12 protein-coding genes are annotated in these 12,712 nt (G+C 70.4%); 4 read left to right on the top strand and 8 right to left on the bottom strand.

Translation table 11 applies throughout. From position 1 onward, the window contains the following. Window positions 1-296 precede the first annotated feature (296 nt). The 3 genes from dxs to FJV46_RS12025 form a co-directional block, all read right to left on the bottom strand. The gene (dxs, locus tag FJV46_RS12035; protein WP_087026194.1) at window positions 297-2,270 is read right to left on the bottom strand and encodes a 1-deoxy-D-xylulose-5-phosphate synthase; all 1,974 of its coding nucleotides are present in this window, start codon (window positions 2,268-2,270) and stop codon (window positions 297-299) included. 128 nt (window positions 2,271-2,398) lie between these two features. After that, window positions 2,399-3,751: a class I SAM-dependent RNA methyltransferase gene (locus tag FJV46_RS12030; protein WP_087026191.1), complete on the bottom strand. Its 1,353-nt coding sequence runs from the start codon at window positions 3,749-3,751 to the stop codon at window positions 2,399-2,401. 9 nt (window positions 3,752-3,760) lie between these two features. Further along, window positions 3,761-5,737: an APC family permease gene (locus tag FJV46_RS12025; protein WP_087026188.1), complete on the bottom strand. Its 1,977-nt coding sequence runs from the start codon at window positions 5,735-5,737 to the stop codon at window positions 3,761-3,763. Between the two features lie 113 nt (window positions 5,738-5,850). Between FJV46_RS12025 and FJV46_RS12020 the strand changes: the two genes are divergently transcribed. Beyond that, the gene (locus FJV46_RS12020; RefSeq protein ID WP_087026383.1) at window positions 5,851-6,525 is read left to right on the top strand and encodes a potassium channel family protein; all 675 of its coding nucleotides are present in this window, start codon (window positions 5,851-5,853) and stop codon (window positions 6,523-6,525) included. After that, on the top strand, window positions 6,522-7,205 hold the full coding sequence (locus tag FJV46_RS12015; protein WP_087026185.1) for a potassium channel family protein: 684 nt from the start codon (window positions 6,522-6,524) through the stop codon (window positions 7,203-7,205). The genes FJV46_RS12020 and FJV46_RS12015 overlap by 4 nt, the downstream gene beginning before the upstream one ends. A gap of 33 nt (window positions 7,206-7,238) precedes the next feature. Here the strand turns inward: FJV46_RS12015 and FJV46_RS12010 are convergent, their stop codons facing one another. The 4 genes from FJV46_RS12010 to dut all read right to left on the bottom strand — a co-directional run bounded on the left by FJV46_RS12010 (window position 7,239) and on the right by dut (window position 10,041). Continuing rightward, window positions 7,239-8,084, bottom strand: coding sequence for a DUF3159 domain-containing protein (locus FJV46_RS12010; protein ID WP_087026182.1), 846 nt, complete (start codon window positions 8,082-8,084; stop codon window positions 7,239-7,241). Window positions 8,085-8,190: 106 nt separating this feature from the next. Further along, window positions 8,191-8,535: a single stranded DNA-binding domain-containing protein gene (locus FJV46_RS12005; RefSeq protein WP_232008630.1), complete on the bottom strand. Its 345-nt coding sequence runs from the start codon at window positions 8,533-8,535 to the stop codon at window positions 8,191-8,193. 44 nt (window positions 8,536-8,579) lie between these two features. Then, window positions 8,580-9,476: a DUF3710 domain-containing protein gene (locus FJV46_RS12000; RefSeq protein ID WP_087026180.1), complete on the bottom strand. Its 897-nt coding sequence runs from the start codon at window positions 9,474-9,476 to the stop codon at window positions 8,580-8,582. A 67-nt stretch (window positions 9,477-9,543) separates the two neighbouring features. Beyond that, window positions 9,544-10,041 (bottom strand): dUTP diphosphatase, encoded by a 498-nt coding sequence (dut, locus tag FJV46_RS11995; protein WP_087026178.1) that lies wholly within the window; start codon window positions 10,039-10,041, stop codon window positions 9,544-9,546. A gap of 184 nt (window positions 10,042-10,225) precedes the next feature. Between dut and FJV46_RS11990 the strand changes: the two genes are divergently transcribed. Continuing rightward, a complete protein-coding gene (locus FJV46_RS11990; RefSeq protein ID WP_087026175.1) occupies window positions 10,226-10,702 on the top strand; it encodes a DUF3093 domain-containing protein in 477 nt (158 codons plus the stop codon). A gap of 23 nt (window positions 10,703-10,725) precedes the next feature. On the opposite strand, the gene FJV46_RS11985 is transcribed toward FJV46_RS11990, so the two are convergent. Then, window positions 10,726-11,106: a DUF4193 family protein gene (locus tag FJV46_RS11985; RefSeq protein ID WP_087026172.1), complete on the bottom strand. Its 381-nt coding sequence runs from the start codon at window positions 11,104-11,106 to the stop codon at window positions 10,726-10,728. Window positions 11,107-11,294: 188 nt separating this feature from the next. Here FJV46_RS11985 and sepH point away from each other — a divergent pair, with 188 nt between their 5' ends. Beyond that, complete coding sequence (sepH, locus tag FJV46_RS11980) at window positions 11,295-12,707, top strand: septation protein SepH (RefSeq protein WP_087026169.1); 1,413 nt, start codon at window positions 11,295-11,297, stop codon at window positions 12,705-12,707. The last annotated feature ends 5 nt before the right edge of the window (window positions 12,708-12,712 follow it).

The following is a 12,712-nucleotide window of genomic DNA, read 5'->3' as shown; positions in this document are numbered from 1 at the left end:
CGCCACCTCCCGCCGACGTGGCGGACTCGGTGGGACGGAAGCATCGCTCGCGGAACGGAAGCCTGTCACTGGACCGGCGAAGGAATGTGGTTCCCGCGCCAGCCTTCGTCATTGTCTCACACGAGCCCTCGGAGGGGCCCTCAGGCGCGGGCCGGAGGGTCCCGGCGCGGCGGCGGGCGGGGTCCTGAGCGGCAGCGGGCGGGGTCCTGCCGCCTCGGGCCTCCCAGGACCGCGTGCCCCTCCGGGCGGGGCGGCCGGACCTCGCGACCGCCGGCCCCGACGCACCCGTCGGGAGCCTACTGTTGGGGCAGCTGCCCCGTCGCGGGCTCGCGGTCACCGGGAAGGGGCCGGGCCACCGGCACCTTCGTGCCCAGCACCTGCGCGACGACGTCGTGCGTGATCTGCTGGGCCGTGAGTCCCACGCGTTCGAGCACCTGCTTGCGGGATCCGTGGTCGAGGAACTCGACGGGCAGGCCCACCTCGTTGAGCGCTGTGTCCACACCGGCGGACCGCATCTCCTGGCGGATACGCGAGCCCACGCCGCCGGCACGGACGCCGTCCTCGATGACGATCACGATGCGGTGGTCGGCAGCCAGATCGATCACGGAGCGGCACACCGGCAGGAGCCAGCGCGGGTCGATGACCGTCGAGCTGATGCCCTGGGCGCCGAGCCGGTTGGACACATCGAGCGCCAGTTCGCTCATGGCCCCGACGCTGACGATCAGGACGTCGTTCTGGCGTGAACCCGCCGGACGTCGCGAGAGCACGTCCACGCCGTCGTCCAGCCGCTCGACGGCCTCGACCTCGGCGCCCACCGACCCCTTGGAATAGCGGACCACGCTGGGCGCGTCGGAGATGGCGACGGCCTCGCGGAGCTCCTCGCGCAGTCGCGAGGCGTCCCGGGGCGCCGCGAGGTGGAGGCCGGGAACGGCCTGCAGCATGGCGAGGTCCCACATGCCGTGGTGGCTCGCGCCGTCGGGACCGGTCACGCCCGAGCGGTCCAGGACTACCGTGACGCCGGCCCTGTGCAGCGCCACGTCCATGAGCAGCTGGTCGAAGGCCCGGTTCAGGAACGTCGCATACAGGGCGATGACCGGGTGGAGGCCGCCGAAGGCCATACCGGCCGCGCTGGTGAGGGCGTGCTGCTCCGCGATACCGACGTCGAACACGCGATCGGGATGGCGCGCGGCAAAGCGGTGCAGCCCCACAGGGATCAGCATCGCCCCGGTGATACCCACGATGTCGGGGCGTTCGTCCGCGATGTCGGCGATCTCGTCGGCGAACACCGAGGTCCAGGACTGGTGGCCGGCGGCGTCGACGGGTTCGCCGGTCTCGGGATCGATGATCCCGACGGCGTGGAACTGGTCCGCCTCGTGGGCGCGTGCGGGGGCATACCCGTGGCCCTTCTCGGTGATGGCGTGCACGATCACCGGGCCCTCGTACTTCTTGGCGAGCTGGAGCGCCTGCTCGACGGCGGCCTGGTCGTGCCCGTCCACGGGGCCCACGTACTTCATGCCGAGGTCCTCGAAGAGTCCCTGCGGGGCCCACCAGTCCTTGATGCCCTTCTTCATGGCGTGGAGGCTCTTATAGCTGAACTCGCCCGCCGGACCGCCGTTCTGCATGCGAAGTTTCACCCAGTCGAGAGTGCGCTCGTACACCCGGTGGGTACGGACGGAATCGAGGGTGGGACGCAGCGAGGCGAGATAGTCCGCGACGCCGCCGATGGTCGGGGCGTAGGACCGGCCGTTGTCGTTGACCACGATCACCACGCGCCGGCGCTTGTCGGCGGCGATGTTGTTGAGGGCCTCCCAGGCCATGCCGCCCGTCAGGGCGCCGTCGCCCACGAGGACCACGGTGTAGCGCTCGCCCTCGCCGCCCAGCACGCGCGCGCGGGAGATACCGTCCGCCCAGGACAGGGAGGAGGAGGCGTGGGAGCTCTCGACGACGTCGTGCACCGACTCGGCGCGCGAGGGGTAGCCGGACAGGCCACCCTGCTGCCGGAGCGTGCTGAAGTCCTGGCGTCCGGTCACGAGCTTGTGCACGTAGGACTGGTGGCCGGTGTCGAAGATGATGCTGTCGCGCGGGGAGTCGAAGATGCGGTGGATGCCGAGCGTCAGTTCGACCACCCCGAGATTGGGGCCGAGGTGCCCGCCGGTGCGCGACACGTTGCTGACCAGGAAGGTCCGGATCTCCTGCGCGAGCGCCGTCAGTTGGCCCTCGCTCAACTTGCTCAGGTCCTGTGGGCCGTGGATCGTCTCCAAGAGTCCCATGGGCGCCTCCTCGGTTGATTCGGTAGGGCGACGTGATCGCCCTCGATTGGCGTTAACTCTAACGTTCGGCGCCCCCGCGGGGTGCCATTGACCGGCTCCGCCGCCCGTGCTCCATCTCCCGCCGCCGGTCAGGCCGCGGGCGGGAGCAGACGCGCGAAGGACTCCATGTGGTGCGTGTGCGGATAGAAGTCGAAGACGCGCAGGGAATCAAGGGTCCAGCCCGCCCCCAGGAAGTAGCCGAGATCGCGGGCGAACGACGCCGGATCACAGGAGACGTACCCGACGGCCCGCGGTCGCGCATCGATGATCTGGCGCACCACCTTCCTGCCGGCACCGGCACGCGGCGGGTCCAGCAGGACGACGTCCAGCGGGTCCTTCCAGCGCCCGAGAACTGCGTCCACGCGACCCTGCACGATGGAGACGTGGTCCTGTCCGTGGAGGTTGCGGCGCGCATCGCGGCTGGTACCGGCCGAACCCTCGACGGAGAGCACGCTGCCGGCAGCGCCCACCGCGCGGGCCAGCGGCACCGTGAACAGCCCGGCCCCCGCATAGAGGTCGGCGACCCGTTCACCGGCTGCCGGCTCCAGTCCGTCCAGCACGGCGGACACGAGGGCTTCGGGTGCACCGCGGTGGATCTGCCAGAACCCCGCACCCGTCACGCGGTAGTCGGTGCCGAGCACCGTCTCCTGCAACCAGGTCCGCCCGCCGATCCTCTGCACCTGCCCGGACTCCGGGTCGAGGACCCCCACGGACGCGCCGTCGATGGCGCCTGCCACGGAGGCGACGCGCCGCGCGGAGGTGCCGGCTGCCGGGACGAGGAGCACGAACGGCACTCCCCCGCCGGAGGGCACGGCAACATCGACACGCTCGATCCCGCTGAGATCGAGCGTCCAGAGGCGCAGCGCGTTCACGGCGTCGACGGCGAGCGGCATCTCCTGGACCGGGAGCACCTCGTGCGAGCGGTGCAGGTGCATGGCCAGGCGGCCGGCGGGATCGACGGCGAAGGCCGCGCGGGTCCGCCAGCCCAGGCCGTCCGATGCCTCTCCCGGAGCCGGCTCCACGAGCACATCCCACTCCGTCCTCGCGAGCCGCGAGAGCTGCTCCCGGAAGATCGCGCCCTTCAGACGCCGCTGCTCGTCCAGGGCGATGTGCCCGAACTCGGCACCGCCCACGGCGGACCGGTTCCGGGCCGCGGCCCTGAGCGCATCCGCGACGGCCCAGGGGTGCTGCACCCGCTGGGCGGAGGCCTCGAGCACCTCGACCACGTCGGCCCGCCAGAAGCTGGCGTCCTCGTCCGTCTCGGTGAAGCGGACCCTGACCCGCTCGCCGGGCAGCGCATGCCGCACGAAGACCACCCGCCCCTCGTGGCGCGCGACGAAGTGTCCGCCGTGCGCGGGACGTTCGATGATCAGCTCGGCGGTGCGGAGGTCAGTCCCGTCTCCCGGGCCCGGCTGATCAGTGGCTGGTGAAGCGTCGGTCATGATGTCTTCCTACTTGAGGTCCTGGTAGATCTGTGCCGCGTCGGAGGATGCGAGCTGCCACGGGACACTGGCCACCATCACGCCCGGCACGAAGTGCAGCCGGGTCTTGATGCGCAGCGCGGTCTGGTTGTGCACCAGCTGCTCCCACCACTTTCCCACCACGTACTCGGGGATGTAGACCACGATCAGGTCGCGCGGCGAATCCCGGCGCATGGTCTTGATGTAGTCGAGGATCGGCGTGATGGTGTCGCGGTAGGGCGAGGCGAGGACCGTGATGGGTACCGGGATCTCGTACTTCTCCCAGTCGGCGAGAGTGCGCCGGGTCTGCTCGGGGTCGACGTCGACGGTAATGGCGTCCAGCCGGGAGGGCCGCGATGCCCTGGCGAACGCGAGCGCCCGCAGGACGGGCTTGCGCAGGTGCGAGACGAGGATGACGGCGTGCACGCGCGAGGGCAGGGCGCGCAGCTTCACGGCGTCGTCGATCGCCAGCTCCGCGGCGACGGTGTCGTAGTGCTTCTTGATGCTGCGCATCACCGCGAACAGGATGGCCATGGCGAGCACCGCGATCCACGCACCGTACTCGAACTTGGTGACCAGGATCACTACGAGCACGGCAGCGGTCAGGCCGAAGCCCAGCGTGTTGATCGCGCGCGACTTGTGGATGCGCCAGCGCTCCTGCTTGCCCACGGTGCTGCGCAGCGTCCTGTTCCAGTGCCGGATGAGGCCGAGCTGCCCGCCCGTGAACGAGACGAACACTCCCACGATGTAGAGCTGCACGAGCGCCGTGACGTCCGCCCGGAACACGAGGATGAGCACCGCTGCTCCGATCCCGAGCGCCAGGATGCCGTTGCTGAAGGTCAGCCGGTCCCCCCGGGTGCGCAGTTGGCGTGGCAGGTAGCCGTCGGTCGCGAGGATCGAGGCCAGCACGGGGAACGCGTTGAACGCTGCATGCCCCGCGAGCATCAGCATGAGCGCCGTCGCGGCCACCACCAGGTAGAAGGCGGGAGACCCAGAATCGAAGATGGTCCGCGCGAGCTGGCTCACGACCGGCGCCTGGATGTAGTCGTCCGGTACCGGCTGCCCGTCCAGCAGCAGTTGTGCCGACGGATTCTGGACCACATGCACCCGGGTGGCGTTCGCGAGGTAGATGACTCCCGCGAGCATGGCCGAGGAGACGAGCCCCAGGATCAAAAGCGTGGTCGCCGCGTTCCGGCTCTGCGGGGCCTCGAAGCGGGGGACGTTGGACCCCGGACCTTCGAGGCCGGTCAGCGCGGCGGCGCCGGCCGAGAACGCGCGCAGGATCAGGAGCGCGCCCGCGAGCCCCACGAGCCCGGTGTCCAGCGCGGCGTCGGGCACGATCTCGAAGCGTGAACTCGGCGCGTCGGCCAGCGTTCCCGAGAGCGCCTGGACGAGACCCGTCACGCACAGGGCGGCTATGCCGGCCAGGAAGGCGTAGGTCACCACGGCCCTGGCCCGCACTCCCCGCGTGACACCCCGCAGGTTCAGCAGCACGAGCACGGCGACGCCGACGACGGCGAGCGTGACGCGGGCGCCCTCCAGTCCGGGCGCAAGGGAGACGAGGTACTGCGCGGCTGCCGAGACGGACACCGCGACGGTGAGCAGGTAATCGATCATCAGGGCGGAGGCCACGGTGGTGCCGGCGCGCGGACCGATGTTCCGCTTGGCGATCTCATAATCTCCTCCGCCCGACGGGTAGGCATGCACGGCCTGGCGGGACGACGCCACCACGACGAGCAGCACCGCGATCACGGCCAACCCCACCCAGGGTGAGATGGCGACCGAGGCCACCCCGGCGAGGGCGAGCGTCAGCAGGATCTCGTCGGGGGCGTAGGCCACGGAGGAGAGCGCACTCGCGGAGAAGACGGGCAAGGCGAGGCGCTTGGGGAGGCTTCGGTTCCTCAGCCTGTCGCTGGCGAACGGCTTGCCCACCAGCACCCGCTTGACGGCCTCGAGAAAAGTCAGCACAGCCCACAGACTAGCGCGTCCGTGCGGACGGCCAGCCACTAGGCTGGGTGCTGGTCCGGCACCGCACGGCGGGATCCTCGTGAAGAATCGACCAGGAATCAGAGGTGCCCCCGGTGGCTCATTTTGTGATCATGGGATGCGGCAGGGTGGGCGTCAGCCTGGCGCACACCCTCGACGAGTCCGGGCACTCGGTGGCCATCATCGATCAGGACGACCGCGCGTTCCGCCGCCTCCGCTCGTCCTTCGGTGGACGGAAGGTCACGGGAGTGGGGTTCGACCGGGAGACCCTCAAATACGCCGAGATCGATACGGCATACGCGTTCGCCGCCGTGTCCAGTGGTGACAACTCGAACATCCTCGCCACGCGCGTGGCGAGGGAGACCTTCCACGTCCCGCACGTCGTCGCCCGCATCTACGATCCGGGACGCGCCGAGATCTATCAGCGCCTCGGTATCCCCACGGTGGCGGCCGTGCGCTGGAGCGCGGACCAGGTCCTCCGGCGGATCCTGCCCGAGCAGACCATCAACGGCGACTTCAGGGAGACGTCGGGGCGGTTGATCCTCGCGGAGCTCGCTCTCAGCGACTCCTGGCTCGGGAAGTCCCTGAAGAGCATCGAGGCGGCCAGCGGCGTCAGGATCGCCTACCTCACCCGCTTCGGCGAGGGGATCCTGCCGACCGCGGAAACGAGCTATCAGCAGGGAGACACCCTGCACGCCATGATGAAGACCACGGCGACGGACGAGATAGGCCGCATCCTCGCGGCAGCACCGAAGGAGGAGGCACAGTGAGGGTCGTCATCGCAGGCGCAGGGAGCGTGGGTTCCTCGATCGCACGGGAGCTCCTCGGCAACAAGCACGAGATCCTGCTCATCGACGAGAAGCCCGAAGTGATCGGGCGCAGCGGCCTCAAGGGCGCGAAGTGGCTCATCGGGGACGCCTGTGAGCTGACCACCCTCAAGGACGCGCGACTGGAGGAGGCCGACGTCGTGGTCTCGGCCACCGGGGACGACAAGGTGAACCTCGTCGTCTCGCTCCTCGCCAAGAGCGAGTTCGGGGTGGGCCGTACGGTGGGCCGCGTGAACAACCCGAAGAACGACTGGATGTTCGACGACTCGTGGGGGGTCGATGTCGCCGTGAACACGCCGCGCCTCATGACGGCGCTCGTGGAGGAAGCCGTGGAGATCGGCGATCTGGTCCGCCTGCTGACCCTGCAGACCGGGGTGTCCTCGATCGTCGAGTTCACGGTGCCGCAGGATTCCCCCCTCGTCGGCGGCACGATCAGCTCGATCCACCTGCCGGAGGACTGCGCCGTGGTCGCGGTGCTGCGCGACGACTCCCCCATCACCCCGAGCCCCGACGACGTCGTCGAGGGTGGCGACGAGATGTTCTTCCTGGCCGCCATCGCGGCCGAGGACGAGCTGCGGGCGGCTCTGTCCGCGCGCGGGCAGCAGGACGACGCGGAGGAGTGACGACGCGGCCGCACTCCGCGGCGGGCCTGCCCGCTACCCGTCGGTGCCGGCTCCTGAGCGGTCGTCGGGACGCGAGCCCTCCGTTGATGCGGCGCCGCCCGGAGCAGCAGGAGGCCGGGAGATGACCCAGGCCAGCCAGAGTCCGAGGGCGTAGAGCGGCAGCCCCATGGCCACGCGGGTGGAACCGAGCGCCGCGACGTTCTCCGCGAGGTAGAGGGGCACCTGCACCACGAGCCGCAGCGCGAGGACTGCCACGATGATCCACGTCGCCAGCGAGTAGGCCCTGACGCGGACCGCCTGCCGCCGCCACTCGATCCCCTCGTTGCGGATGAATCCGAAGAGCAGCCCCGCGAAGGGCCAGCGGACGACGACGGATACCGCCATCGCGACGATGTAGGCGCCGTTGATGAAGAACCCCGGCAGGAAGAAATCCTCGGCGTTGCCCGTCCGCAGCGCCACGAAGGCGCAGAACGCGACGCCGACCAGGCCGGCGAGTGCCTGCGTCACCGGCGTGCGGGAGACCAGCCGGATGACAGTGAAGACCGCGGAGACGGCCAGCGCAGCGACCAGCGAGAGCGTGAGGTCCCGCGTGAAGGTGAACAGCACCGTGAACACGAGCCCCGGAGCGATACTCTCGGCCAGGCCCTGGACCCCACCGATCGAGGAGAGCACGTCGATCTGACCGTCCTCGCTCCGGCGCACCCCGGACGTCGCGGCGTACTGCGCGGCGAGATCGGCGCCGGTCGGCGCAGCCTGCCGGTCAGCGCGCGTCCTGCTGTCCGCTGTCACAGCGTCACCCCCGGCACGATCGCCCGCGTCGTCCCCGGGGTCACTCACCGGGTCACTCGGCTGACTCGGGTCACTCGGGTGGCCACCCATCGGGCTCCCGCCGGGCGTCGTCTCTCTCGCCACGTCTCTGCACTCCTCCGTCGTCCCCACTGGTCGTCCCTGGTCGTCACTGCTCGTTGCCGGTCGTCCCCGGTGATCACTGCTCGTCCGGGCGCCCGATGATCTCGTAGCGGGGATTGTAGACGGTCGGCGTCCCACCGACCCGGCTCACCATCCCCTCGAAGCGGAGCTCCACCCCGGCCTCGACGCCCGGCACCCTGCGCTGGCCCATCCAGACCAGGTGCACGCCTTCGTGCCCCGCGTTCCGGTCGAGACGCGCCAGGGCACTGAACGACGGCGTCGCCGCGGCCGGCGCGATGGTGATCCGCTCGATGGTTCCCCGAGCCGTGACCCGGCCCCGCACGGGGAGTTCCGACGGCGATGCCGACGGCGCCCGCACGCTGCCGTGCGTTCCCGCCGTCAGGCCATCCCCCGGAGCCACGGAGGCTTCGGTTTCGGGACGGTGCAGCCGGGACGGCACGGGCGTCAGCGGGTCTCGGTGATCTCCGGACCGCGCTCCAGCGGATTGAGGTCCGGGCGGGCCGGCTCAGCCGTGGGTGCTGCCGGGGCAGGCCCTCCGGCGTCCTTCGGGAGCTTCAGCTGCAGGAGTTCGCGCGGGGGCAGCGGATGATCGCCGCGGACCACGACGACGCTGCGGAAGAGCGCCTCGACGGACGCGGCGGCGGCCGGCTGGAAGGCTGCGGGTCCGCCGAACACACCACGGAGGAACCAGCGGGGACCGTTGATCCCGACGAACCGCGCAACGCGGAAGCCGGGCTGTCCATCCGGGGTCTGCGCAGGGAGCTTGGCCAGGAGTTCCGTGCCGAGCCGGCCGGGTCGTTCCTCGACCGTGCCGCCCTGGGAGCCCACGGAGACACCGATCTGTTCGCGGATCTCGTCCCACAGACCCTCCGTCTTCGGCGCGGCGAACGCCTGGAGCTGGAGCGTGGACCCCGCGAGGTCGAGCGTCACCGCGATGACGCGCTTGCTGCGTTCCTCGACCTCGAGCCTCAGCTGCAGCCCTTCGGCGGCGTTGATCCGCAGGGCACCGAGGTCGATGTAGCCGCTCCCCGTGTCCTGTTCGGATTCGTCGAAGGGACCGAGCGCCGTGCGGTCGTAGTCCTTGCTGGACACGTGGCCGGCAGGAACGGGCGGCGAATCCGCCGGTACTGCGTCGGCCGCGGGAGCCGAGTCACCGTCGGCCGGAGCGGGAGCCGGGTCGCCGTCAACCGCAGCGGGAGCCGAGTCGCTGTCGACCGGAGCTGACCCGCCGTCGGCGGTGGCCGGAACCGTCTCCCCCGCAGGCGTGGCCAGTTCCGCCTCCTGCTCGGGCGCGCCGTCGGCGTCGTCCTGCTTCTTCTTCCTGAGGCGCCCAAAAGCCATGAGGAGGGTTCCTTTCCCTGGGGACGTGATCGAGTTCGTTGAAGGATGGTGGGGAGGCGGTCCGGGATCAGCCGGCCGGGGGCGCACCCGCGACGGGCACGGCCTCGACACTGCCGAAGCCGCCGGTCGATCCGAAGCCGCCCGAGCCGCGCGGGCTGGCGGGAAGCTGATCCACCACCGTGAAGACCGCGTGCTCCACGCGTTGGACGACCAGCTGCGCGATGCGGTCTCCGCGCGCGATCCGCACGGACTCGCTGCGGTCCGTGTTGAGGAGGCAGACCTTGATCTCGCCTCGGTAGCCGGCGTCGATGGTTCCCGGGGCATTGACCACCGTGACGCCGTGGCGCACCGCCAGGCCGCTCCGCGGATGCACGAGTCCGACGTGCCCGGGAGGCAGCGCCAGCGCGACCCCCGTGGGAACCAGGAATCGCTCGCCCGGCTCGAGGACCACCTCGACGGCGCTCCTCAGGTCGGCACCCGCATCGCCGTCGGTGGCGTAGGCAGGGGGTTCCAGCCCGGCGTCGAGCATGACGATCTGGACCGGCAGATCCCGCTCTGTATTCATCGACGCACCCCTTGATGTACCCGTGACCGCACCGTCGGAACAAGCACCTCGGGTGACCAGCACCCCACTTTAGCGCCTTTGCCCCGGGCCTACCTGACACTCCACCGGGCGTCCACCCGGGAGGCGCGCGGGTGGACGGCAGGGCTGGGATGGGGCGTCCGGCAAATGATGGAATGCTGGTGTCATGTCCAGCGTGCCAGAGGAAGCTCCCCAGAACTCACCCGACCAGACCGTGTCCTACGAGGAGCGCCTGTGGCCGTCCTTCTGGATCTGGCTGATCGCGGCAGGGTTCTCCGCGGCGACGATCGTGATGTTCGCGCCCATCTCGATGGTCGTGGGCTACACCGTCGCCGTCGTGGTCGCCATCATCGTCGGCACCCTGCTCATCCTGTCCACGCCGCGGATCGTCGTGACGGACACGACCCTGACGGTCGGTCGTGCCACCATCGAGCGGTCCTACCTCGGGGACGTCGGCTGGTACACGGGCGACGACGCCACGCACCAGCGTGGCCCCGGCCTGCACGGCCTCGCCTACCTCTGCATCCGCGGCTGGATCTCCCCGGTCGTCCGGATCGAGCTCACGGACCCCGAGGACCGCACGCCGTACTGGCTCGTCTCCTCCCGCACACCCGAGCGGCTGGTCGAGGCCCTCACGCGCTGACCCGGCGGGCCTTCGCCGGCCGGTCAGCCCTCGCAGTCGGTGCAGTACAGCCGACCGTCGCGGTCGACGGCTATCTGTGAGCGATGGCGCACCAGGAAACAGGACGCGCAGGTGAACTCGTCGGCCTGCGCGGCGAGGATCTGGACGGCGATCTCCTCGCTGGAGAGATCGGCGCCGGGAAGGTCGAAGGAGTCCGCCGCTTCGAGCTCAGCCTGGTCGAGGAGGGCTGTCGCCGACAGGGACGGATGACCGCCGAGGGCGGCCGCACCGTCGGCGTCGCGCCCCGTCTGCTGGACCTGACCCGTCGATGGGTCGGTGCGAAGGCTCCCGTCCGCGATTGCCTCCCGGTCGGCTGCCGGAGTGGCCCGCGCATCCGCGCTCGGCACGTCGTAATCTGTCGCCATACCCGTTCTCTTCCGCTCCCTCGTGTCCCGATCTGCCGGGGATCAACCCCACGGCTCGCATAACGCTGCGAGCTCCTGATTTGTGCCCGCTGTCGAAGCACCTGCCGAAACGCCCTGCTGTGGAGTAGGAAAGGCCGTCGTTCAATGGCAGAGTTTCACCTAGGAATTATTGTCGGCTGGAGGAACTGATGCAGGAGTTACGCCTGATGGGTGTCCATGAGGATGGCGAACATCTGCTGTTGGGTGGCGAGCAGGACACGTCCTACCGGCTGCCCATCGACGATGCGCTGCGCGCCGCGAGTGCCCGACGCGGGCCAGGTCCAGCCGCGGAGTCCGCATCGGAGCCGGCGGCGAAGGCCGCTCGGGAGGTTCCGCCGATTCCCGCCGACCGCCCGAAACCGGCGAAAGCAGCCGTGCACCTCACGCCGCGGGACATCCAGGCCCGCATCCGGGCCGGAGCCACAGCGGAGCAGGTCGCCGCGGAATCTGACCAGGACCTCGCACACGTACGGCGGTACGAGGGGCCCGTACGGGCGGAGCGCGACTACCTCGCCTACCTCGCGCAGCGGGTGGAAGTGGCCACTCCGCTCCCGAGCCACGACGGGTACCGCTCGGCTTTCGGCGACGACCCCGCCACGCTCGGCGACATGGTGGCCTACCGTGTCCGCAGCTACGGGATCGATCCGGCGTCGCTCGAATGGGATTCCTGGCGCCTGCAGGACGGCTCGTGGCACGTGGAGGCCTCCTTCGACCTGCCCGAGGACTTCGCCGTCGACCTCGGCGAGCAGCCCCCGGCCCGCTGGACCTACAACCCCACGCGCAAGACCGTCGCCAACGGCAACCGCTGGGCGCAGGTCCTCAGCGAACTCGAGCCGCTCGACGGCCCCCTGCCCTCCCGACGCCTGAGTGCGGTCGCCGATCGCGTCTTCGACTTCGAGGCGGAGTCGGACGCACAGCAGGACTCCGGGACCGTGGGCACCGGGGATTCCGGACCCGCTGGCGAGGACGATCATGACGGCCTCCTGGAGGTGCTCCGCTCCCGCCGCGGGCAGCGGCTCGGGGCGGACGAGGACGGCGACGACGCTCTTGCCGAACTCCTGACCCGCGGCGCCATCCCGGCGGCACACCCGCGCGGGGATGCCGACGACGCGGAGAACCGCGAACAGGGCGATGCGATACCGGGTCTGTCACTCGCCCCTCGGAACCTCGCGGAGGAACCGGCAGACGCGACCGGCGACCAGCAGTCCCTGGAAGACCGCAACGACGGCAGTGCCGACCGTGCCGGCCAGGATCGCAGCGAGGACAGCAGCGCCGATCAGCCTGCCGCGTCGACCCACCACGACGACGGCACACCCCGACTGCACGATGTCAGCACGGAAACGCGCGAGATCAGCATCTTCGCCCAGCCGTCCCGCAAGCGGCAGCCCCCGGCTGCGCCGGCCAGGGCTGCCGGCTCGGGTCCGGGGAAGCGGGACGCGGGCCGACCTTCCGCCGATGCCGGGCAGCAGGACGGCGACGCCGCGCCGGACCGGAAGGCCAAACCGAAGCGATCCAGCGTTCCCAGCTGGGACGACATCGTCTTCGGTCGGAAAGGCGACTAGCCACC

It is taken from the genome of Arthrobacter agilis, assembly GCF_006494655.1.
In the GTDB taxonomy this organism is placed as follows: domain Bacteria; phylum Actinomycetota; class Actinomycetes; order Actinomycetales; family Micrococcaceae; genus Arthrobacter_D; species Arthrobacter_D agilis.
Note: the sequence above shows the minus strand (reverse complement) of the source record. Positions and strands in the feature narration are given on the sequence as shown.

What these genes read in the sequence shown, in the direction of transcription:
- dxs (WP_087026194.1), bottom strand. Translation starts at nt 2,270, where the DNA reads ATGGGACTCTTGGAGACGATCCACGGCCCACAGGACCTGAGCAAGTTG.
- FJV46_RS12030 (WP_087026191.1), bottom strand. Translation starts at nt 3,751, where the DNA reads ATGACCGACGCTTCACCAGCCACTGATCAGCCGGGCCCGGGAGACGGG.
- FJV46_RS12010 (WP_087026182.1), bottom strand. Translation starts at nt 8,084, where the DNA reads ATGGGTGGCCACCCGAGTGACCCGAGTCAGCCGAGTGACCCGGTGAGT.
- FJV46_RS12000 (WP_087026180.1), bottom strand. Translation starts at nt 9,476, where the DNA reads ATGGCTTTTGGGCGCCTCAGGAAGAAGAAGCAGGACGACGCCGACGGC.
- dut (WP_087026178.1), bottom strand. Translation starts at nt 10,041, where the DNA reads ATGAATACAGAGCGGGATCTGCCGGTCCAGATCGTCATGCTCGACGCC.
- FJV46_RS11990 (WP_087026175.1), top strand. Translation starts at nt 10,226, where the DNA reads ATGTCCAGCGTGCCAGAGGAAGCTCCCCAGAACTCACCCGACCAGACC.
- FJV46_RS11985 (WP_087026172.1), bottom strand. Translation starts at nt 11,106, where the DNA reads ATGGCGACAGATTACGACGTGCCGAGCGCGGATGCGCGGGCCACTCCG.
- sepH (WP_087026169.1), top strand. Translation starts at nt 11,295, where the DNA reads ATGCAGGAGTTACGCCTGATGGGTGTCCATGAGGATGGCGAACATCTG.